The sequence below is a fragment of the Neorhizobium galegae genome (assembly GCF_021391675.1).
Taxonomy (GTDB): domain Bacteria; phylum Pseudomonadota; class Alphaproteobacteria; order Rhizobiales; family Rhizobiaceae; genus Neorhizobium; species Neorhizobium galegae_B.
The window spans coordinates 1908130-1928494 of the sequence record NZ_CP090095.1; the positions used below are offsets into that span (position 1 = coordinate 1908130).

Here is a 20365-nt window from a genome sequence, read left to right on the forward strand (position 1 = left end):
GCAATCAGGAAGAATAGCATGGCAGACGCCCTCAAAGTCGGCATTGCGGGTCTCGGCACTGTGGGTGCCTCGCTCGTCCGGATCATCCAGACCCGCGCGAATGAATTGGCAACGACGTGCGGCCGTGCGATCGAGATTACCGCGGTCACGGCGCGCGACAGGTCCCGCGACCGCGGCATCGATATTTCCGGTATCGCCTGGTTCGATACGCCGGAAAAGATGGCCAACGAGGCCGATATCGACGTCTTTGTAGAGCTGATAGGCGGCGCCTCGGGTGCCGCCGCCGATTCCGTAAAGGCAGCCCTGACCCGTGGTCTCCATGTGGTGACGGCCAACAAGGCGTTGCTTGCAGCGTCCGGTGTCGAGCTTGCCAAGATCGCCGAAGAGAAAAGTGTCCTCCTCAATTTCGAAGCAGCCGTCGCCGGCGGCATTCCGGTCATCAAGGCACTTCGCGAGTCGCTGACCGGCAATACCGTGTCGCGCGTCTACGGCATCATGAACGGCACCTGCAACTACATCCTGACCCGGATGGAGAAGGAAGGCCTGTCGTTTGCCGATTGCCTCAAGGAAGCGCAGCGGCTCGGTTACGCCGAAGCCGATCCGGCTTTCGATATCGAGGGCAACGACACGGCCCACAAGCTCGCCATCCTGACGACGCTCGCCTTCGGCACGCAGATCGCCGCCGACGAGATCTACCTCGAGGGCATCAGCAATATCTCGATCGAGGACATCCATGCGGCGGCCGATCTCGGCTACCGCATCAAGCTGCTCGGCGTCGCCCAGCTGACCGACAGCGGCATCGAGCAGCGCGTCCATCCGACCATGGTGCCGCATGACTCCGTCATCGCCCAGGTCGATGGCGTCACCAATGCGGTGGCGATCGAATCCGATATCCTCGGTGAACTGCTGATGGTCGGCCCCGGCGCCGGCGGCAATGCGACCGCTTCCGCCGTTCTCGGCGATATCGCCGACATCGCCAAGAGCAGCCCGGGCGCTCAACGGGTTCCTGTCCTCGGCACACCGGCGGCGTCGCTGGCGCCCTACAAGCGCGCCCGCATGCAGAGCCATGAGGGCGGTTATTTCATCCGCCTGACGGTCGCCGACCGCACCGGCGTCTTTGCCAGCATCGCCGCCCGCATGGCCGAGAACGGCATCTCGCTGGAATCGATCATGCAGCGGGCCAAACCGGACGCCGCGACGGACACGCCGAAGACGATCATTCTCGTCACCCATGCGACGATGGAGGATTCGATCCGCAAGGCCGTCGATGCGATCAAGGCGGAAAGCTATCTCGTCGGCGAGCCCCAGGTGATTCGCATCGAACGGCCCAAGGCTTTTTAAAAAAGTAGATCGCTTCGAGAAGCCGGCGCTGCCGTTTCCTGTGGGTAACGCCGGAACCTTTCCAGAACGTCTGTGAAAAGCAAGGCCGCAAAGGCTCACTGGCTGGCCGCTCAGGGGCCTCCGGACGTAGATTGTCGCTGGCAATCACTGTCGAGGAGGCTTGCGCGATCGCCATGAAGATGCGGGCCATGAATACGCGGAAAATGACCACGCGGAACAAGGGATACCGGCTGCAACTCGGCAGAATCCTCCCCGAGCCACATGGTTCTCGGTCCATGCGTTTTGCCCATGCCAATGATCAGGCGCGTGTTGACGGTCTTGAAGGGCGGCGGAGTTTTGTTTTCCTGCTTGTGTTCTTCGCCGTCGCGGCCGGCATCAGCGGCTCGGCATTCGTCTGGTCGATGCTGTGACCGGCCGGTTATCGAATGATGGCGCGATCCGACCGGCAATCCCGTCAAAGCGATTCCTCTTGCTCTCGCGATACGCTAAAAGCGCTCCATGACCAGAATTTTCTCCGCGCTTTCGTCGACAGTGGAAACGGTTGATCCCGTCCCGCGCGCATTCCTCGGCGTCGAACGCTCTGCGGGCGACCAGCGCTGGGTGTCGCGTCTCGATCAGGCAGCCCAGAACCGGGCGCTGGCGATCGCCCAGATCCACGGCATTCCCGATCTCGTCGCCCGCGTGCTTGCCGGCCGCGGCGTTACGCTCGACGATGCCCCCGCTTTCCTTGACCCGACGATTCGCTCGCTGATGCCGGATCCCTATACGCTCACCGATTGCGAAAAGGCGGTGCTGCGGCTGGCCGATGCGATCGCCAGGCAGGAAAAAGTGGCGATCTTCGGCGATTACGACGTCGACGGCGCATCGTCTTCGGCGCTGCTCTACCGGTTTCTCCGCCATTTCGACATCGAGGCGGAAATCTATATTCCGGACCGCATCTTCGAAGGTTACGGCCCCAATCCGGCGGCGATCCGCCAGCTGATCGCCAATGGCGCCAGCCTCATCGTCACCGTCGACTGCGGCTCCACCAGTCATGACGCTCTCGCCGCTGCGCGCGAAGAAGGTTGCGACGTCGTGGTCATCGATCACCACCAGCTCGGCCACGAACTGCCGCCGTGCCTGGCGCTCGTCAATCCGAATCGCGAGGACGATCTTTCGGGCCAGGGCCATCCTCTGCGCCGCTGGCGTCGTCTTCCTGGTTCTGGTCGCGGCCGCGCGCCACATGCGCCAGATTGGCGATCCGCGCGCCAGATCGCTCGACCTGCTCGCCTGGCTCGATATCGTCGCGCTGGCGACCGTCTGCGACGTGGTGCCGCTGAAGGGCCTCAATCGAGCCTATGTGGTCAAGGGCCTGCTTGCCGCCCGGCATATGGGCAATGCCGGGCTTTCGGCGCTATTTCGCAAGGCGGGGCTTGGCGGCCCGGTGACGCCCTATCATTTCGGCTTTCTGATCGGCCCGCGCATCAATGCCGGCGGGCGCATCGGCGATGCGGCACTCGGTAGCCGCCTGCTTACCCTCGAAGACCCGATCGAGGCGGAGGTGATCGCCGGCCGGCTGGATGAGCTCAACCGCGAGCGGCAGGCCATGGAGGCGGCCATGCTCGCCGAGGCGGAGGCCGAGGTGCTGGCCGAATACGGGAACGGCGAGGGGGCCAACGTCATCGTCACGGCGCGCGACAAGTGGCACCCAGGTATTGTTGGGCTGATCGCGGCGCGGCTGAAGGAAAAATTCAAGCGGCCGGCTTTCGCGATCGCTTTTGATCCGTCCGGCAAGGGTACCGGTTCCGGCCGCTCGATCAACGGCTTCGACATGGGCCGCATGGTCCGCGCGGCGGTGGATACCGGCCTGCTCGTCAAGGGCGGCGGCCACGCCATGGCGGCGGGGCTGACGGTGGAGCGCAGCAATCTCGGCCGCCTGCGCGCCTTCTTCGAGGAAATGGCGGGCGAGGGCGTTCCGGCACTGGTCGCCAATCACGTGCTGAAGATCGACGGTGCGCTTTCAGCCTCAGGTGCTACGCTCGAACTCTTCGATCAGCTCGAACAGGCCGGTCCCTATGGTTCGGGCCATTCACAGCCGGTCTTTGCCATCCCCGCCCACCGGCTGAAGGATGCCCGCCTTGTCGGCACCGCACATATCAAGGTGACGCTGGAGGCAGCCGACGGCTCGCGTCTCGAAGGGATCGCCTTCCGGGCCGCCGAAACGCCGCTCGGCAATATGCTGCTGAATTCGAGGGGTGCTCAGATTCACGCTGCCGGCTGCCTCAGCGCCGATCAATGGCAGGGCACGCGCCGGATGCAGCTTCGCCTGCTCGACGCCGTGAAGGCGCCGTAGGGAAGCTGGTCGAATTCGGGATGGAATCCGCTTTTGCGGAGAGAGGAAGTGGCACGCCCTAGGGGAGTCGAACCCCTCTTCCCAGAATGAAAATCTGGTGTCCTAACCGATAGACGAAGGGCGCGTGCGCTTCGTGGTGGCGCCCTTATAGTCAGGGTGTTTCTATCTCGCAAGCGCAAAATTGCATTTTCCAGCGCTTGCGTACGCAAAAAATCACGCGGCTGAAAAACGGCGCACGAAGGCTGGATACAGGAATAAAAACAAAAGCTTGGGGGAGGTGGAAGTGGCACGCCCTAGGGGAGTCGAACCCCTCTTCCCAGAATGAAAATCTGGTGTCCTAACCGATAGACGAAGGGCGCCTGCGCTTCGTGGCGCTCTTATAGAGAGGGGATTTCTTTCCTGCAAGCGCCAAAGCCATCTTTTTTACAAAAAAATGACGGCTTCTCCGGCGCCGGCGGTTTGAATGAAAATGGCGTCAAATCAGCAGCTTAAAGGAGTGCCCTGAGCGTCGGTCCCGCAGGCTGCGGCGGGCGTTGCTTGCGGCATGCTGTAGACGCTGGCGGTGGTGGCGTTGAAATTCCGCCGCGGCAGATTGGCCGGAACCGGGCCGTTGCCGGATGGGGCGGCCGCAGCCATCGGCGGGTTCGCCGAAAAGATCGTACCGCTGTCGGCGCGCACGCCGGTCGATTGCGTCGCAAGGCCCGCGATCGAGGCCTGCTGTGGCTGTGCAGGCGCCGGCGGGAAGGTATTTTCCGCGGTGGGAACGGCGGCCGGCGCGGTTGCTGCCGGCGCCTGGGCTGACTGCGCCTCTGCCTTGGGGATGGCCGGATCGGCACGGCGGTTCGAGGCCGTGGTGCCGCCCTTGCCAGGGATGCCCTTGGCGCTCGCCGCCGCCGTGGTGCGCGGCGCCGGCGTCATGGCGTCAGCCGTCTTTTTCGTGGTGGTGCAGCCACTGAGCGTCAGCGCAGAAAGGCAGACGATCGCCAGCGTCACGCGGACGTTCGAACACAGGAAAGGTGTTTTTGGCAAAGGCATGCCCCGTCGGCTCCCATCGCGGGCGTCATGCCGCGAATCATCGTGTCCGAGCATCTCGCGGAAGAGCGCCATGAACAAGCCGGCCGGGGCAGGCGAGGTTAGCCTGGGGCAAGGTTGGGGAAAGAACGCGGCGGTTGAGTAAAAAAGAAGCCGCCGCGTTGAAAAGTTTTACCAGCTGCCGATATTCGGTGCTGAAGCCCAGGGTTCGGCAACCGGCAGGTTGTCGCCTTTCTGGAGGAGTTCGATCGAAATGCCGTCCGGCGAACGAACAAAGGCCATCCGGCCTTCGCGCGGCGGACGGTTGATGGTGATGCCGTTGTCCGAAAGGTGCTGGCAGAAATCGTAGATGTTATCGACCTCATAAGCGAGGTGACCGAAGTTGCGACCGCCGGTATAATCCTCGGTGTCCCAATTGTAGGTCAGCTCGACGCAGGGGGCGAGAACGTCCTTGGCTTCGCTGAGATCGTCGGGGGCCGCGAGGAAGACCAGCGTGAAGCGGCCCTTCTCGTTGTCGATGCGCCGGATCTCTTTCAGGCCGAAAACGGTGGTGTAGAAATGAAGTGAGGCGTCCAGGTCTTTCACCCGGACCATGGTATGAAGATAACGCATTATGGTGTCTTCCTCCGATAAATCCAGTCGCCGATAGACCTCGTTCGGGTCCGTGCTGGATATGGCGCAGACGCCAGCCTGGAGCAAGCCACTCTAGATAGAGATGAAGGTGGATAAAGCCAAGGCAGGGACTTGCGCTAGATGGTTAGCAGGATGTTAATCTATCCTCTAAGAATCAGTTGATCGTCACGTCGTAACGCGTAATCGAGGGGCCGACAGGATATGGCAGACAGAATGTCATCGAAAGACGTTGGCAGTTTCGAAGAGCTCCCGGGCGAGCCGGTCGAGCTGATCGAAATCACTGGCGTCGTCAAATGGTTCGATGTGGCCAAGGGGTTCGGCTTCATCGTTCCAGACAACGGCATGCAGGATGTGCTTCTGCACGTGACCTGCCTTCGTCGAGACGGTTACCAGACCATTCTGGAGGGCACGCGCATCGTCGCGATGATCCAGAAGCGGGATCGCGGGTACCAGGCGTTCCGCATCCTGTCCATGGATCAGTCCACCGCCGTCCACCCCTCGGATCTTCCGCCGGTGCGCACTCACGTACAGGTGACTGCGACCAGCGGCTTGGAACGGGCCTTGGTGAAGTGGTTCAACCGCACCAAGGGTTTCGGCTTCCTGACGCGCGGCGAGGGGACGGAAGATATCTTCGTGCACATGGAAACGCTGCGCCGCTTCGGCCTCACCGAGCTGCGTCCGGGCCAGGTCGTGCTGGTGCGCTTCGGACCGGGTGACAAGGGCCTGATGGCGGCGGAAATCCACCCCGACAATCCCAATCCCGTGAGCCGGTCGCACTGATGCATTTCTCGTTTTCATCGTTTCTGAAAAGCGCCCTTGCGGCGCTTTTTCTCATCCTGGCGGGCAGCGCGGTCGCGCAGGACGTGGCCTTTCCGCGCGAGGAGCTTTCGATCAGGACTGCGGCCGGCCAGACCTACAAGTTTTCCGTCGAGCTCGCTTTCACCGATGCCCAGCGCGAGCGGGGTCTGATGTACCGCAAGGTGATGGCCCCGGATGCCGGCATGCTCTTCGATTTCGGCACGCCGCGGCCGGTCTCGATGTGGATGGAGAACACCATCCTGCCCCTCGACATGCTGTTCATCCAGGGCGACGGCACGATCTCGCATATCCGCGAGAACGCGGTGCCCTATTCCCGCGACATCATCGATTCGCGCGGACCTGTGAAATTCGTGCTGGAGCTCAATGCCGGTCGCTCGAAGTCGCTTGGCATCAAGGCGGGCGACAAGGTGATCAGCAAACGCATCGGCAATCAGTGGTAATTCTCAAACTCTTAGAGCCCGTCCGAGAATTGGGTTGAGTGATCGGGCCGATGATGATTCCAAGAAGGTGTCTGAAGCCTGAATGGAAGCGCCATGTGGAACCCGACCACCCGGCGGCAGTATAGTCGCAAACAGCCACGATACGAAACCGACCTGACGGACGCGGAATGGGCGGTGATAGCGCCCCTTCTTCCGCAGCCTGCGCCAAGGGGGCGTAAGCCAGCTTGGCCGCTGCGGGAGATCATCAACGCCATTTTTTACGTTCTGCGGGGCGGCATTCCCTGGCGTCTCATCCCGAAAGACCTGCCGCCCAAGAGCACGGTTTTCGGGTATTTCTGCCGCTGGCGTGACACTGGTGTCTTCACGCGGATCAATCACTGCCTCGTCATGGCGGATCGCGAGCGGACCGGCCGCCAGGCCTCTCCAAGTGCTGCTGTGTTGGATAGCCAGAGTGTCAAAACCACCGAGAGCGGCGGTCCGCGTGGATATGATGCGGGTAAAAAGATCAAAGGCCGCAAGCGACAAGCAATGGTCGATATGGATGGACGTGCTCTCGTGCTTGATCCTCAACCGGCCGACGTTCAGGATCGCGATGGTGCCATCCCGGTTCTGCGACTGTCTCGGAAGTCCTTCCCGTTCGTTGCCAAGGCATTTGCCGACATGGGATACTCTGGCGACAGGCCGCAAAATGCGACACTGGTCGACGTCGAGATCGTCCGCAAGCCGAAGGATCAGGTCGGCTTTGCCGTTCATCCAAAGCGTTGGGTTGTCGAGCGCTTCTTCGCTTGGATCAGCCGAAACCGGCGGCTATGGAAAGACCCGGAAGCAACCATCAAGTCCGCCAAGGCCTTCCTTTATGCCGCATCCATCATGACCCTCGTCAGACGGATCGCACGCCGCTCGTGAATTCTCGGACGGACTCTTAGGCTTTCGAATGGCCAAGGGTCCATTTTGCAGTTGCGGCACAAGGGGGAACCGTGTATCTCGCAACCACCGTAGGAACGGAGTGTAGCGCAGCCTGGTAGCGCATCTGGTTTGGGACCAGAGGGTCGGGAGTTCGAATCTCTCCACTCCGACCATGCTTTTAGGTGAGGCTCCTTATCCGTTCCATTCCATGGAGCGTTACAGGAATGGCCGCCAAGATCTATCGTCCCGCAAAGACCGCCATGCAGTCCGGCAAGGCCAAGACCCATCTCTGGGTGTTGGAATTTGACCAGGAACAGCCGCGCCGCATCGATCCGATCCTTGGCTACACCTCCTCCGGCGACATGAAGCAGCAGCTTCGGCTGACCTTCGAAAGCCAGGAACAGGCGGAAGCCTATGCCAAGCGCGAAGGCATCGAATACCGCGTCATCCAGCCGAAGGATCCGAATCGTCAGATCGTTTCCTACACCGACAATTTCCGCTTCAGCCGCACCCAGCCCTGGACGCATTGATTTTTTAGCCGCTCGGGCCTTTCCGAGCGCCGCTGCCGAGATCGGCCCCTTAGCTCAACTGGATAGAGCAGCTGCCTTCTAAGCAGCAGGTCGCAGGTTCGAGTCCTGCAGGGGTCGCCAGCCTTGATCTTGTCCGACCCGTTCCAACTGAGCCGCGCGACTACCTGGTGCGGTACACAGACATGGCCACCGGGTATGCATAGACGCCCCGGTAGAAGAACCCATTGCGATACAAACAACCCCGCAACCGCACCGCAGGCAGACTGGTCTCTGCTATCGCTCCAGCCTCCGCCAGACCAGCTTCAGGGAGGCATCGCGCCAGCGCCCTGTTGTACGCCTGCATGAGCTGAGGGCTGCTTTCCACAGGCACTGCTCCGTAGAGCCGCAAATCCGACCGGGCTTCAGCCGCAATCGATGTGCAGGCTAGGCCAAGTGCCACGCCCAATGCGAGCTTGAGGTTCATATGTCCGCTCTCCGCTTGATAGGATGCCGCGTGAAACGCGATGTCAGGCGATTTGTTCCTGAACTCCTTGAAAGGCAGTCCGCCGCTGCCCGCGAAAAATGCTGGGCTCGCGAAACCCCATTCTTGCCGCATTGAGGATTCGGAATTGCCGCATTGTTTCATATGATGCATCTTGTCGGTTCCGTAGCGTCACGCGAGCGGAAGACAGATCGGCGATTGAGCGGCCACGGCCCTCGGCAAACGCCTTCAACACATTGAAATGGTTTTCATTCGGGCAGTTCGAATTGCCCGGACCCTTCGCTTGTTTTGAGCTTAGAGTGGGGATTCATATGAAAAGGATATCATCCGCGGGCGCGGTTTTGGCGCTTGCGTGTTTTTTGACGGCTGGTCCGGGGTTTGCGGAAGACAAGCCACTGATCTGGAAGCCGATCCGAAATTCCGACACCAGCTACTCGGTCAAGCTCGGCCTCAAGCTGCCGACCAGGCTCGAAACCGAGGCCGGCGTGTCGATGGGCGTCGATACGTCGACGAGCGGAACTCCGGTCGATACGCCCATCAAGTTCTGGAGCAATTTCACGGCGGAAAAGATCCAGACGCCCGCCTATCAGCTGAACCGCGGCGTCGGTGTCGATCTCGACGGCAATACCGGCAGCGCCGGGATCACCATGAATTATTACGAAAAGGAAATCGCCACGCCGACGATCGATATCGAGAGGCGCAGCAGCTACGGCCTGCGGTATGATGGGACCTCGGGAGAATGGCGAGGACTCGATGCCAGCCAGTCGGTTCGCCTGTCGCATAGCCCGAGCAGCACGGCGCTGGTCGGGCGGGCAAGCGGCAGCAACGGGTTTCGCACGGTCGGGGCGGGCGTCGCCGTGGAAAAGAGGCTCGGCCGGGACATGACGGTCAGCGGTGCGCTTGACCGCAGCTCGGATGCGCCCGAACCGGTCACGAGCGTCAATGCTCGTTATTCCTTCCGCTGGTGAAACGAAAACGGGGCGCCGAAGCGCCCCGTGATTGCGTGCCCGTAAAGCCGTCAGTGCAGGATTTGGCTCAGGAAGAGCCTCGTGCGCTCGTGCTGCGGGTTGTCGAAGAACTCCGCCGGCGAGTTCTGTTCGACGATCTGGCCCTGGTCCATGAAGATCACCCGGTGGGCGACCTGGCGGGCAAAGCCCATTTCGTGGGTGACGCACAGCATGGTCATGCCTTCTTCCGCAAGGCTCACCATCGTATCCAGCACTTCCTTGACCATTTCCGGGTCGAGCGCCGAGGTCGGCTCGTCGAACAGCATGATCTTAGGCTTCATGCACAGCGAGCGGGCAATCGCCACGCGCTGCTGCTGGCCGCCGGAAAGCTGGCCCGGATATTTGTTGGCCTGTTCCGGGATCTTGACGCGGGCCAGATAATGCATGGCGATCTCTTCCGCCTGCTTCTTCGGCATCTTGCGCACCCAGATCGGCGCGAGCGTGCAGTTTTCGAGGATCGTCAGGTGAGGGAAGAGGTTGAAGTGCTGGAACACCATGCCGACTTCGCGGCGCACTTCGTCGATCTTCTTCAGGTCGTTGGTAAGCTCGATGCCATCGACGATGATGTTGCCGGCCTGGTGTTCCTCAAGGCGATTGATGCAGCGGATCATCGTCGATTTGCCGGAACCGGACGGGCCGGCGATGACGATGCGTTCGCCCTTCATCACCTTCAGGTTGATGTCGCGCAGCACGTGGAAATCGCCGTACCACTTGTTCATGCCGATGATTTCGACGGCAACGTCGGTAGCCGAGACGGTCATTTTTTTGGGTTGGGCGTCTGCCATTTTTATCCCCTTAGTTATCGTTTGTGGCTAGGCACAGCTTCAGGTCGGCTATCGCCTCAGGTTGGTGTCGAGGTGCCGCTCCATGAAGGCGGAGTAGCGCGACATGCCGAAGCAGAACAGCCAGAAGATGAAGCCTGCGAAGATGAGGCCCGTGATTGGTGTGACGGGGCTGATCCAGGTCGTGTCGGTGAAGTTCAGCTGTACGATCCCGAGAAGGTCGAACATGCCGATGATCGACACCAGCGACGTATCCTTGAAAAGGCCGATGAAGGTGTTGACGATGCCGGGAATGACCAGTTTCAGCGCCTGCGGCATGATGATCAGCCGGATCTTCTGCCAATAGCTGAGACCGAGCGAATCGGCGCCCTCGAACTGCCCCTTCGGGATGGCCTGCAGGCCGCCGCGAACCACCTCGGCCATGTAAGCGGAGGCGAAGATCGCCACGCCCACCAGCGCCCGCAGGAAGTTGTCGATCGTCCAGCCGGTCGGCAGGAAGAGCGGCAGCATCACGTTCGCCATGAACAGCACGGTGATCAGCGGCACGCCGCGGATGACCTCGATGAAGGTGACGCAAAGAATGCGGATCACCGGCATCGTCGAGCGTCGCCCAAGCGCCAGCAGAATGCCGACGGGAAGCGAGACGGCAATGCCGACGAAGGAAAGGATCAGCGTCACCATCAGACCGCCCCAGAGCGGGGTCTCGACCTTCTGGAGCCCGAACACGCCGCCATGCAGCAGGAAGAATGCGACGATCGGCAGGCCGACGAAGAGCAGCAGGGCGTTCAGGCCCTTGCGAGGCAGCTTCGGCATCAGGACCGGCACGAGCAGGCCGATGAACAGGATCGCCACCAGCATCGGCCGCCAGCGCTCGTCGATCGGATAGCGCCCGAACATGAATTGCTGGAAGCGGTCGCCGACAAACGCCCAGCAGGCGCCGCTCCAGCCATTCGGCTTGATGCCGCCCTGTACCGCGGTGGTGCAGAACGAGCGGTCGGTCCCGAACCACGCCGCCTGGACGAATAGCCAGTTGATCATGCCGGGCAGCGTCCAGACCAGCAGGGCAACCGCAAGGATCGTCAGCGCGGCGTCTTTCGGTGTGGCCAGAAGATTGGTGCGGATCCAGCCCGAGGCGCTCCTGGTGCTGAGCGGAGCGGGGGTCGGGTCGATCATTTCCTGCCGGACATAGGCAATGTTTTTCGTGCTCATGATCTTACCTCTCCACCAGGGCCATTTTGGCGTTGAACCAGTTCATGAACAGCGAGGTCGTGATACTGATGCTGAGATAGACGACGAGCCAGATCGACACCACCTCGATCGCCTGCCCGGTCTGGTTCATCGTGGTGCCGCCGGTGGCGACCAGTTCCGGAAAGCCCACGGCAATGCCGAGCGACGAGTTTTTCGTGAGGTTGAGATATTGGCTGGTCAGCGGCGGGATGATGACCCGCATTGCCTGCGGTACGACGACGAGGCGGGTCGTGGTGCTGGGCTGCAAGCCGAGTGCCGCGGCCGCTTCGCTTTGCCCCTTGGCGACGGCCCGGATGCCGGCGCGGATCGTCTCGGCGATGAACGAGGCCGTATAGAAGGACAGAGCCAGGTAAAGAGCCACGAATTCCGGCGCGATCACGGATCCGCCCGACAGGTTGAAGCGGCCGGCGATCGGGAAATCGAACGTCAGCGGAGCGCCGACGGCAAGGAAGGCGAGGACCGGCAGGCCGACGATCAGCCCGATTGCCGCCCAGATCGTATGGAACTGCTGACCGGTGCGCATCTGCCGCTGTTTTGCCCAGCGCGCCACGATGAACGTCGCAACGATGGCAATCACCAACGCAGGGGGGATTACCCATGCGGTATCGCCCCAGACGGGTCTGGGGAAGGCGAGGCCACGGTTGTTGAGCACCATGCCAAGCGGCAGCTTGAGCGAGTCCCGAACCTGCGGCAGGGACGAAAGCACGCCCTTGTACCAGAAGAAGATGATCAGCAGCACCGGGATGTTGCGGAACACTTCCACATAGACGGTGCAAAGCTTTGCGATCAGCCAGTTCTTCGAAAGACGGCCGATGCCGATGATGAAGCCGATGGTGGTCGCGGTGATGATGCCGAAGAACGCCACCAGGATTGTGTTGAGGAAACCGACGAGGATGGCGCGCCCGTAGGTCGAATCGCTTGAATATTCGATCAGCGAGGCGCCGATGTCGAAACCGGCGCGGCCCTTGAGGAACTGATATCCGGAAGCGGTACCGGAGCGCGCAAGGTTGGCGACGGTGTTGTCGAAAATCGACCAGCCGACGCCGACGACGATGACGAGCGTGAGGATCTGGAAAAAAATAGCCCGGATCTTTGGATCGTAGATATAGGATCTGAGAGTTCGCGCTTCGGAAGGCGCAATTGCAGCGTGATCTGTCATGCTGGCCTTTTCCCCTGTGACCTCATTTTTGAGGTCTTTTTCTTTTTATGCGTTTTTTTGTTTTAGGTGGGGATAAGGCGGCATTGGCCGCCTTATCCCGTCTTGGTCTGGCCGATTAACGAACCGGCGGAGCGTATTGCAGGCCGCCCTTGGTCCAGAGCGCGTTCAGGCCACGCTGGATCTTGAGGGGGGTGTTCTGACCGATGTTGCGCTCGAACACTTCGCCGTAATTGCCGACGGCCTTGACGATGTTGTAGGCCCAGTCGTTGGTCAGGCCGAGGTCGGTACCGATCTTGGTATCCTTCTCGACGCCGAGGAAGCGGCGGACGTCCGGGTTGGTGGAGGACTTGCGGATGTCATCGACATTGGCCTTGGTGATGCCGAACTCTTCGGCCTGCACCAGTGCGTAATGCGTCCACGAAACGATATCGAACCACTGGTCGTCGCCCTGGCGAACGGCCGGGCCGAGCGGCTCCTTGGAGATGATTTCCGGCAGAATGATGTGCTCATCCGGGTTCGAAAGCGACAGGCGCAGCGAATAGAGGCCGGACTGGTCGGTCGTGTAAACGTCGCAACGGCCTTCCTGGTAGGCCTGGTTCACTTCCGGCAGCTTTTCGTAGACGACCGGCTTGTATTCGAGCTTGTTGGCCTTGAAATAGTCGGCGAGATTGAGCTCGGTGGTGGTGCCGGACTGAACGCAGACGGCAGCGCCGGCGAGTTCCAGAGCCGATTTCACGTTGAGGCTTTTCGGCACCATGAAGCCCTGGCCATCGTAATAGTTGACGGTGCGGAAGTTGAAGCCGAGCGCGGTATCGCGGTTGATCGTCCAGGTCGTGTTGCGGAACAGGACGTCGCCTTCACCCGACTGCAGTGCCGTGAAGCGGGTCTGCGAGGTGGTCGGGGTGTATTTCGTTTTCGTTGCGTCATTAAAAATGGCAGCAGCAACGGCTTTGCAGTAGTCAACGTCGAAACCGGACCAGTTGCCCGATGCATCCGGTGCGGCAAAGCCGGCGAGACCGGTGTTGACGACGCACTGAACGAAACCCTTGGACTTGACGGTATCAAGCGTGGCGGCCGATGCCGCCGATGCGAAGCCAAGGACCGCTGCGCCGATCGCGGCTGACAGAAGCGTCTTTTTCATTTTCCCAACCTTTATCTGTGGTTTTCTGTGACTTGATGGCACCGGGCCGCTCCCCTGTCTTTTCGAATACGGCCGGCCGCCCGCTAACCCTCCCGGTGCAGGCGTTGCTATCTCATTCGCAAAACAACGCAGGGTCAAGTGTCGCCTTTTCGAATTGCGTCTGAAATGAGGTAAATTCGTTAACCCGGCTCAGAAAACGCTCAGTTACCTAAAGTTTAGGCAGCGTATGATCAAAAGAGGTGCGTTTTCCGTGGGATGGAAGGTTGCCTGATGTATCTGATTTAAGCTCCTGTCGCGGGGTTGACCGGGCTTTGCTCCGGCGGCAAAACTTTGTGCCTTCATTGCCAAAGAAAGCTCTCCCCGACATGAAAAAGACGAACGAGTCCCTGTTCACCGGCGCTGGCCCCAACACGCGTCTCGCCCATATGGGCAATGATCCGTCCGACTACCACGGTTTCGTCAATCCGCCGGTCGTTCACGCTTCGACCGTGTTGTTTCCCGACGCTGCGACGATGGAGAAGCGGGCCCAGAAATACACCTACGGGACCCGCAGCACGCCGACGACCGATGCGCTCTGCGCAGCATTCGACGAACTGGAAGGCTCGGCCGGGACAATCCTCGTCCCCTCGGGACTGGCAGCGATCTCGGTGCCGTTTCTTGCCTATCTCTCGGCCGGCGACCACGCCCTGATCGTCGATTCCGTCTACGCGCCGTGCCGTAATTTCTGCAATACGATGCTGAAGCGCCTCGGCGTCTCGATCGAGTACTACGATCCGGAAATCGGCGCGGGCATCGAAGCGCTGATCAAGCCGAACACCAGGCTGATCCATACCGAAGCGCCGGGCTCCAACACCATGGAGATGCAGGATATCAGGGTGATCGCCGACGTGGCTCACCGGCACGATTGCGTCGTCACCATGGACAATACCTGGGCGACGCCGCTTTATTTCCGGCCGCTCGATTTCGGCGTCGACGTGTCGATCCATGCGACGACGAAATATCCGTCCGGCCATTCGGACATCATCATGGGCTCGGTTTCGGCCAATGCCAAGCACTGGCCCAAGCTGGAGGAAGCCCGCATTGGGCTCGGGATCTGCGGCTCACCGGATGATTCCTACCAGATCCTGCGCGGACTGCGGACTATGGGCGTGCGCCTCGAACATCATCAGAAAAGCGCGCTCGATATTGCCACATGGCTGGAGAGCCGCGACGACGTCGCGCGCGTCCTGCACCCGGCGCTGCCGAGCTTTCCGGGCCACGCGATCTGGAAGCGCGATTTCAAGGGCGCCAGCGGCGTCTTCTCCTTCGTGCTGAAGGCCGAGGGCGACAAGGCGAAAGCCAAGGCGCACGCTTTCCTGGACGCACTGTCCTTCTTTGGCCTCGGTTATTCCTGGGGCGGTTACGAGAGCCTTGCCGTGCCGGTCAACCTGTCGGACCGCACCATTCGCAAGGCGCCGCCGGAAGGTCCGGTCATCCGCCTGCAGATCGGTCTTGAAGACGTGGCCGACCTGAAGAAGGACCTGGAAATCGGTTTCGCGGCTGCAGCCGAGATGTGATCACCTTGCCTTGAAGCCGTAAAGCCAGTCGAAATCCGCCGCGAGCGATTGCGGCGGACGCAGCGACAGGACGATGTCTCGGCCGAGCCGGATCGGGCCGCGGGCGTGATAGGCGAAGCGGTTGAACAGCCCGCGGGCGCGAACCTTGGCGATCCGCCCCGCACGTTCGCTCTCGAAATCCGCCAGCGCCTGCGCAAGGGGCAGGGGACCGGCTACCCGGTTTGCCAGCACGAACGCGTCCTCGATCGCCATAGACGCGCCCTGGGCCGCAAACGGCATCATCGCATGCGCCGCATCGCCGATCAGCGCCATGTCGCGGCCGTTGTGCCAGCGCCCGGCACTCACCTTGTAAAGCGGCCAGAAGGTTGGCTGTTCGGCCCTTTCGATCAGTTGAACGATGCGCCGGTTCCAGCGATGGAACTGGCCGAGCAGCATGCGCCGCTGCGCATCGCCGGCTTGTGCATCCCAGGTCCTGCCGGGACTGATGCCCGACGCGATTGCGACGATGTTGAACCCGTCGATCTCCTTGAGCGGGTAAGCAACCACATGGGTCGAGGGCCCGAGAAAGGCGGTGACCTGGCCCGCGTCCAGCCAGTCGGGTCTTGCGCTGCCGGGAATAGTGAAGCGCCAGGCGACATTGCGCGAAAAATCCGGCTGCGGGCTGTCCGGTATGCCGGCGCGCAGGTTGGACCAGACGCCGTCTGCGCCGACGATCAGGGGATAGGTTCTGCCGGTGATCCCGGCCAGCGTCCCGTGCGGATCCTTGCGGACAGGCGTATCCAGATGGATTTTGCAGAGCGGGCTTTGTTCGACGGCCTCAAGCAGCGCCTTTTGAAGCGTCGCACGGTGGAGGACCCCATAGGGCGCACCCCAGCGCTCGCGGGCGAAACGCCCGGCCGGCACATGCGCAAGCGGTCTGAGCGACGTCCCCGAAACGAGCGCAATCCGTTCCGGTTCGGTCCAGACGGCTTCAAGTGCGGGCAGGACGCCGAGTTCGGAGAGCACGTGCGACGCGTTCGGCGATATCTGCAGGCCGGCCCCGACCTCGATCAGGGCGGCTGCTTCCTCGAAAATGTCGCAGGCTATGCCGTGGCGGGCGAAGGCGAGCGCGGCCGTCAGCCCGGCCATGCCGGCACCGATGATCGCTACTCTATCAATGGGCATGTCGGAATGCCGATCAGGCGGCCTTGACGTGGAAGACGCAGCCCGGCGGGTCGGTCTGTTCGGCCTTCAGCGACGGATTGTAGCGGTAGAGGGTCGAGCAGTAGGAGCAGACCTTCTCGTTGTCGTCGCCCATGTCGATGAAGATATGCGGATGGTCGAAGGGAACCGAAGCGCCAGTGCACATGAATTCCTTGACGCCGATCTGGATCAAGCTATGCCCGCCGTCGTTCTGGAAGTGGGGAATGCTGTGCCCGGCCATGATGGTCTCCGATATTTGAATGCGGCGCGTCTGATTTGCGCCGGACATTAGCCGCCCGCTTGGCGATTGTGTAGTGGGAAAACCGCCGCAGGCGCGTCGATTTCGTGTCGGGCACGGGTTCAAACGCCGCGGTTCATCCCTTATGTTCCCGGCGTCAATGAGGACTGCCTTCGATGAATCTCAACGCGCCTGCCTTCTCCAAGTTTTCCCATGAGGGTCTCGATCTTGCCTATTTCGACGAAGGCGATCCGTCCGGCGATCCGGTGCTGCTCATTCACGGTTTCGCATCCAGCGCGCTGGTCAACTGGGTACATCCGGGCTGGCTGAAGACGCTGGGCGACGCGGGCTACCGGGTGATTGCCATGGACAATCGCGGCCATGGGGCAAGCGACAAGCCGCTCGATCCGGAAGCCTATCGGCCATGGGTGATGGCCGATGATTCGATGGCGCTCCTCGATCACTTGAGGATCCCGGAAGCGCATGTCTTCGGTTATTCGATGGGCGCACGCATCTCGGTATTTTCCGCGCTCGCCCATCCGCATCGGGTGCGCTCGCTTGTGCTCGGAGGTCTCGGCATCGGCATGACCGACGGGGTAGGGGACTGGGACCCGATCGCAGACGCCTTGCTCGCCCCTTCGCTCGACGATGTCAGCCATGCCCGCGGCCGAATGTTCCGTGCCTTTGCCGACCAGACGAAGAGCGACAGGCAGGCCCTGGCCGCCTGCATCCGCGGTTCGCGGGATCTGGTGACCCGCGCGGACATGGGGCGGATCGACGCGCCGACCCTGATCGGCGTCGGAACCACGGACGACATCGCCGGTTCCGCGCAGGAGCTGGCCGCCTTGATGCCGAACGCGATTGCCCTCGATATTCCCGGACGCGACCACATGCTCGCGGTCGGCGACCGGGTGTTCAAGAAGGCGGTTGTCGACTTCTACGCGGAGCTCTCCGCACGGCCGTAGGTTTCTTCATTCTTACGATCAACGGAATGCGATTTTGCGCCCATTGGTCTCGGCGTAAACTTATTCTATATACTGGCCCTGGAAAGCTCTGCCATACGGCAAACGAGGAGACGGCGATGGCCGCAAGAACTGAAATCCGCCAGGAGCAGGTCGCAACGATGGATCCCATCTGGGATACGTTGCGCCAGGAGGCGCGCGCGGCAACCGAGCAGGACCCGCTGCTCGCCGCATTTTTCTATTCTGCCGTGCTCAACCATCGCTCGCTCGAGGAATGCGTCGTGCACCGCATCTGCGAGCGCCTCGCCCATGCGGATATTCCGGACGTCCTTCTACGCCAGACCTTCATGGAAATGCTGGCCGACTGGCCGGAATGGGGCGCGATCATGCGCGTCGACATCCAGGCCGTCTACGACCGTGATCCGGCCTGCCTGCGTTTCATGGAGCCGGTCCTTTATTTCAAGGGTTTCCACGCGATCCAGGCGCACCGGCTGGCACATTGGCTGTTCAACCGCGGCCGCCGCGATTTTGCGCTCTATCTGCAGAGCCGCTCCTCCAGCGTCTTCCAGACGGACATCAATCCGGCAGCCCGCATCGGCAAGGGCATCTTCCTCGATCACGCCACTGGCCTCGTGGTCGGCGAGACGGCTGTCATCGGCGACAATGTCTCGATCCTGCATGGGGTGACGCTCGGCGGCACCGGCAAGGAAGGCGCCGATCGCCATCCGAAGATCGCCAACGGCGTCCTCATCGGTGCCGGCGCAAAGATCCTCGGCAATATCGAGGTCGGGTCGTGCTCGCGCGTCGCCGCGGGCTCGGTGGTCCTGAAGGCCGTTCCGCCTAAGTCGACCGTCGCCGGCGTGCCGGCAAAGGTGGTCGGGAGCGCGGGGTGTTCGGAGCCGTCGCGCCTGATGGACCAGCTTCTCGGTGCCGACGACTGATTCGTCTGCGTTTGCCCGCCGCTTGCCGATGTTTGGGGTTCGCTGAACATCGGCCCCACGAACATCGCAAAAGCGCGGCGGAGGCTACCTCTGGCGGCTTTACTTTTGCCTTTGTCCCATGCCAAAAGCGCCGCAACCGAGAACCGCTGACGGAGAGAAACGTGAAACCGGACGAAATCAAGAAGCTCGATGCCTACTTCAAGCGCGTGATCAATCCGCAGGCGATCGTCAAGGCGCGTCCGCGCAAGAACGACTCGGCCGAAGTTTACCTCGGCGACGAGTTTCTCGGCGTCATCTATATCGATGACGAGGATGGCGACCGCTCCTACAATTTCTCCATGGCGATCCTTGACGTCGATCTTTGATCGGATCTCCTGGACGTCGATCTGTGATCGTCCCGGTCGCACGACTTCAAGGCGGGCTGACAGGCCCGCTTTTTTGATTCGTGCGGAACGACCGCCGGGAAAGAAAATGGCTGCGGCGTTTTTGCACGGCTGGTTGAGATCCACTGATATATCTTCGCAAAATCAGACGCCTGAATCCATCTATGCATTTGCATGAATCCTGTTGCAACCAAAGGTGATTTTGCGCCGCACAAATCAGCCTTGACTTTTATCGGTGCGCCGCTTTCTATCAGCGCATCCGAATAGAACAAAGGGACCGGCGATGTTCAATTTCGATGAGGCCAACAAGAAGAGCAAGGAAGCGATGGACGGAATGCTGAAGAGCTATTCCGAGATTGCCAAGGGTTATCAGGCGATCACCACCGAAGCGACCGACTATTCCAAGAAGTCTTTCCAGGACATGACGGGTTTCATGGAAGCGCTCGCTTCCACCCGCAGCGTCGAGGCGGCGTTCGAACTCCAGACCAATTACGTGAAGTCGGCTTATGAGAGCTTCATTGCCGAGTCGACCAAGATTACCGACATGTATGCCGATCTCGCCAAGACGGCCTACAAGCCCTACGAAGCGCCGGTCGCCAAGTCGACCGCCGTGGTGACCGCAAACGCCGCGTAACGCGCATAGCGGCCCCTCCAAGCGACGCCTTCACCATAGAAGGCCGGCGGCGTTCAGCGCTGCCGGCCTTTTTGATTCATGCCAATGCGGAAATACCCGACTTTCGGCATGTTCCATCATCTCTTTAGCGGAATAGTGATTGCGTGGCCGCAAAGGGGGCTTAAAATCCGCGTTCAATGAACTAAGTTAGGAAGACTAAGTCCGGCCGTTCGGCCATTCGGACGAACCCGCCGGATGACTGGGGAATGAATGAAGATGATCGCACTGCCGATCTTGATGCAAGCTGAAAAGGGTGGCGACGGAGACAACGCAAATCGCGGTACCTCGGTCATCACTCGCACCAAGCCGAAAACAAAGAAGCCCAATCTCTACCGCGTACTGCTGCTGAATGACGATTATACGCCGATGGAGTTCGTCATCCACATTCTGGAGCGTTTCTTTCAGAAGGACAGGGAGGCAGCGACGCGTATCATGCTCCACGTCCACAATCACGGCGTGGGGGAATGCGGAATATTTACATATGAAGTAGCGGAAACCAAAGTGTCCCAGGTCATGGACTTCGCCCGGCAACACCAGCATCCGCTGCAATGTGTCATGGAAAAGAAGTGAGGAACCCGA

The 20365-nt window shown here is 61.0% G+C and carries 21 protein-coding genes, 4 tRNA genes and 1 pseudogene; 16 read left to right on the forward strand and 10 right to left on the reverse strand.

Features of this window, described 5'->3' with window-relative positions:
* Window positions 1-18: 18 nt before the first annotated feature.
* From LZK81_RS09570 to recJ, 3 genes and pseudogenes are all read left to right on the forward strand, one after another.
* Complete coding sequence (locus tag LZK81_RS09570; RefSeq protein ID WP_046624071.1) at window positions 19-1341, forward strand: homoserine dehydrogenase; 1323 nt, start codon at window positions 19-21, stop codon at window positions 1339-1341.
* A 131-nt stretch (window positions 1342-1472) separates the two neighbouring features.
* Entirely contained in the window at window positions 1473-1751 is a 279-nt protein-coding gene (locus LZK81_RS09575; RefSeq protein WP_233956013.1) for a hypothetical protein, read from the forward strand.
* An 88-nt stretch (window positions 1752-1839) separates the two neighbouring features.
* A pseudogene (gene recJ / locus LZK81_RS09580) lies at window positions 1840-3673 on the forward strand (single-stranded-DNA-specific exonuclease RecJ).
* Between the two features lie 49 nt (window positions 3674-3722).
* Here recJ and LZK81_RS09585 read toward each other — a convergent pair.
* From LZK81_RS09585 to gloA, 4 genes are all read right to left on the reverse strand, one after another.
* A tRNA-Glu gene (locus LZK81_RS09585) sits at window positions 3723-3797 on the reverse strand.
* Between the two features lie 160 nt (window positions 3798-3957).
* A tRNA-Glu gene (locus LZK81_RS09590) sits at window positions 3958-4032 on the reverse strand.
* 121 nt (window positions 4033-4153) lie between these two features.
* Complete coding sequence (locus LZK81_RS09595; protein WP_233956016.1) at window positions 4154-4708, reverse strand: hypothetical protein; 555 nt, start codon at window positions 4706-4708, stop codon at window positions 4154-4156.
* 168 nt (window positions 4709-4876) lie between these two features.
* Entirely contained in the window at window positions 4877-5317 is a 441-nt protein-coding gene (gene gloA / locus LZK81_RS09600; protein ID WP_046606257.1) for a lactoylglutathione lyase, read from the reverse strand.
* A gap of 222 nt (window positions 5318-5539) precedes the next feature.
* On the opposite strand from gloA, the gene LZK81_RS09605 reads away from it, so the two are divergent.
* The 7 genes from LZK81_RS09605 (at window position 5540) to LZK81_RS09635 (ending at window position 9482) form a co-directional block, all read left to right on the forward strand.
* Entirely contained in the window at window positions 5540-6118 is a 579-nt protein-coding gene (locus LZK81_RS09605; protein WP_037084473.1) for a cold-shock protein, read from the forward strand.
* Window positions 6118-6597, forward strand: coding sequence for a DUF192 domain-containing protein (locus tag LZK81_RS09610; protein ID WP_233956018.1), 480 nt, complete (start codon window positions 6118-6120; stop codon window positions 6595-6597). Before LZK81_RS09605 ends, LZK81_RS09610 begins: the two co-directional genes overlap by 1 nt.
* Window positions 6598-6690: 93 nt before the next feature.
* Window positions 6691-7503 (forward strand): IS5 family transposase, encoded by an 813-nt coding sequence (locus LZK81_RS09615; protein WP_046612902.1) that lies wholly within the window; start codon window positions 6691-6693, stop codon window positions 7501-7503.
* A 96-nt stretch (window positions 7504-7599) separates the two neighbouring features.
* Window positions 7600-7676: transfer RNA gene (locus LZK81_RS09620), tRNA-Pro, on the forward strand.
* Between the two features lie 51 nt (window positions 7677-7727).
* A complete protein-coding gene (locus tag LZK81_RS09625; protein WP_038542496.1) occupies window positions 7728-8033 on the forward strand; it encodes an ETC complex I subunit in 306 nt (101 codons plus the stop codon).
* A 43-nt stretch (window positions 8034-8076) separates the two neighbouring features.
* Window positions 8077-8153, forward strand: a tRNA-Arg gene (locus LZK81_RS09630).
* Between the two features lie 672 nt (window positions 8154-8825).
* Window positions 8826-9482, forward strand: a complete 657-nt coding sequence (locus LZK81_RS09635; RefSeq protein WP_233956019.1) for a hypothetical protein — start codon at window positions 8826-8828, stop codon at window positions 9480-9482.
* A gap of 50 nt (window positions 9483-9532) precedes the next feature.
* Here LZK81_RS09635 and LZK81_RS09640 read toward each other — a convergent pair whose 3' ends face one another.
* The 4 genes from LZK81_RS09640 to LZK81_RS09655 all read right to left on the reverse strand — a co-directional run bounded on the left by LZK81_RS09640 (window position 9533) and on the right by LZK81_RS09655 (window position 13851).
* Complete coding sequence (locus tag LZK81_RS09640; RefSeq protein WP_007763130.1) at window positions 9533-10306, reverse strand: amino acid ABC transporter ATP-binding protein; 774 nt, start codon at window positions 10304-10306, stop codon at window positions 9533-9535.
* A 48-nt stretch (window positions 10307-10354) separates the two neighbouring features.
* Window positions 10355-11476 (reverse strand): amino acid ABC transporter permease, encoded by a 1122-nt coding sequence (locus LZK81_RS09645; RefSeq protein ID WP_370649360.1) that lies wholly within the window; start codon window positions 11474-11476, stop codon window positions 10355-10357.
* Between the two features lie 40 nt (window positions 11477-11516).
* A complete protein-coding gene (locus LZK81_RS09650; protein WP_046608931.1) occupies window positions 11517-12710 on the reverse strand; it encodes an amino acid ABC transporter permease in 1194 nt (397 codons plus the stop codon).
* A 115-nt stretch (window positions 12711-12825) separates the two neighbouring features.
* Complete coding sequence (locus LZK81_RS09655; RefSeq protein WP_046606262.1) at window positions 12826-13851, reverse strand: amino acid ABC transporter substrate-binding protein; 1026 nt, start codon at window positions 13849-13851, stop codon at window positions 12826-12828.
* 365 nt (window positions 13852-14216) lie between these two features.
* Between LZK81_RS09655 and LZK81_RS09660 the strand changes: the two genes are divergently transcribed.
* A complete protein-coding gene (locus LZK81_RS09660; RefSeq protein WP_233956023.1) occupies window positions 14217-15407 on the forward strand; it encodes a cystathionine beta-lyase in 1191 nt (396 codons plus the stop codon).
* Here LZK81_RS09660 and LZK81_RS09665 read toward each other — a convergent pair whose 3' ends face one another.
* Both LZK81_RS09665 and LZK81_RS09670 read right to left on the reverse strand, forming a co-directional pair.
* The gene (locus LZK81_RS09665) at window positions 15408-16571 is read right to left on the reverse strand and encodes an FAD-dependent monooxygenase (RefSeq protein ID WP_233956025.1); all 1164 of its coding nucleotides are present in this window, start codon (window positions 16569-16571) and stop codon (window positions 15408-15410) included.
* 13 nt (window positions 16572-16584) lie between these two features.
* Entirely contained in the window at window positions 16585-16830 is a 246-nt protein-coding gene (locus tag LZK81_RS09670; protein ID WP_046606418.1) for a zinc-finger domain-containing protein, read from the reverse strand.
* Between the two features lie 173 nt (window positions 16831-17003).
* Between LZK81_RS09670 and LZK81_RS09675 the strand changes: the two genes are divergently transcribed.
* The 5 genes from LZK81_RS09675 to clpS all read left to right on the forward strand — a co-directional run bounded on the left by LZK81_RS09675 (window position 17004) and on the right by clpS (window position 20356).
* Window positions 17004-17792, forward strand: coding sequence for an alpha/beta fold hydrolase (locus LZK81_RS09675; protein WP_233956027.1), 789 nt, complete (start codon window positions 17004-17006; stop codon window positions 17790-17792).
* Between the two features lie 116 nt (window positions 17793-17908).
* Window positions 17909-18730 (forward strand): serine O-acetyltransferase, encoded by an 822-nt coding sequence (gene cysE, locus LZK81_RS09680; protein WP_046608928.1) that lies wholly within the window; start codon window positions 17909-17911, stop codon window positions 18728-18730.
* 161 nt (window positions 18731-18891) lie between these two features.
* A complete protein-coding gene (locus tag LZK81_RS09685; RefSeq protein WP_037087332.1) occupies window positions 18892-19095 on the forward strand; it encodes a DUF3126 family protein in 204 nt (67 codons plus the stop codon).
* Between the two features lie 301 nt (window positions 19096-19396).
* Window positions 19397-19747, forward strand: coding sequence for a phasin family protein (locus LZK81_RS09690; protein WP_046606267.1), 351 nt, complete (start codon window positions 19397-19399; stop codon window positions 19745-19747).
* 255 nt (window positions 19748-20002) lie between these two features.
* Entirely contained in the window at window positions 20003-20356 is a 354-nt protein-coding gene (clpS, locus tag LZK81_RS09695; protein WP_007758328.1) for an ATP-dependent Clp protease adapter ClpS, read from the forward strand.
* Window positions 20357-20365: the final 9 nt, after the last annotated feature.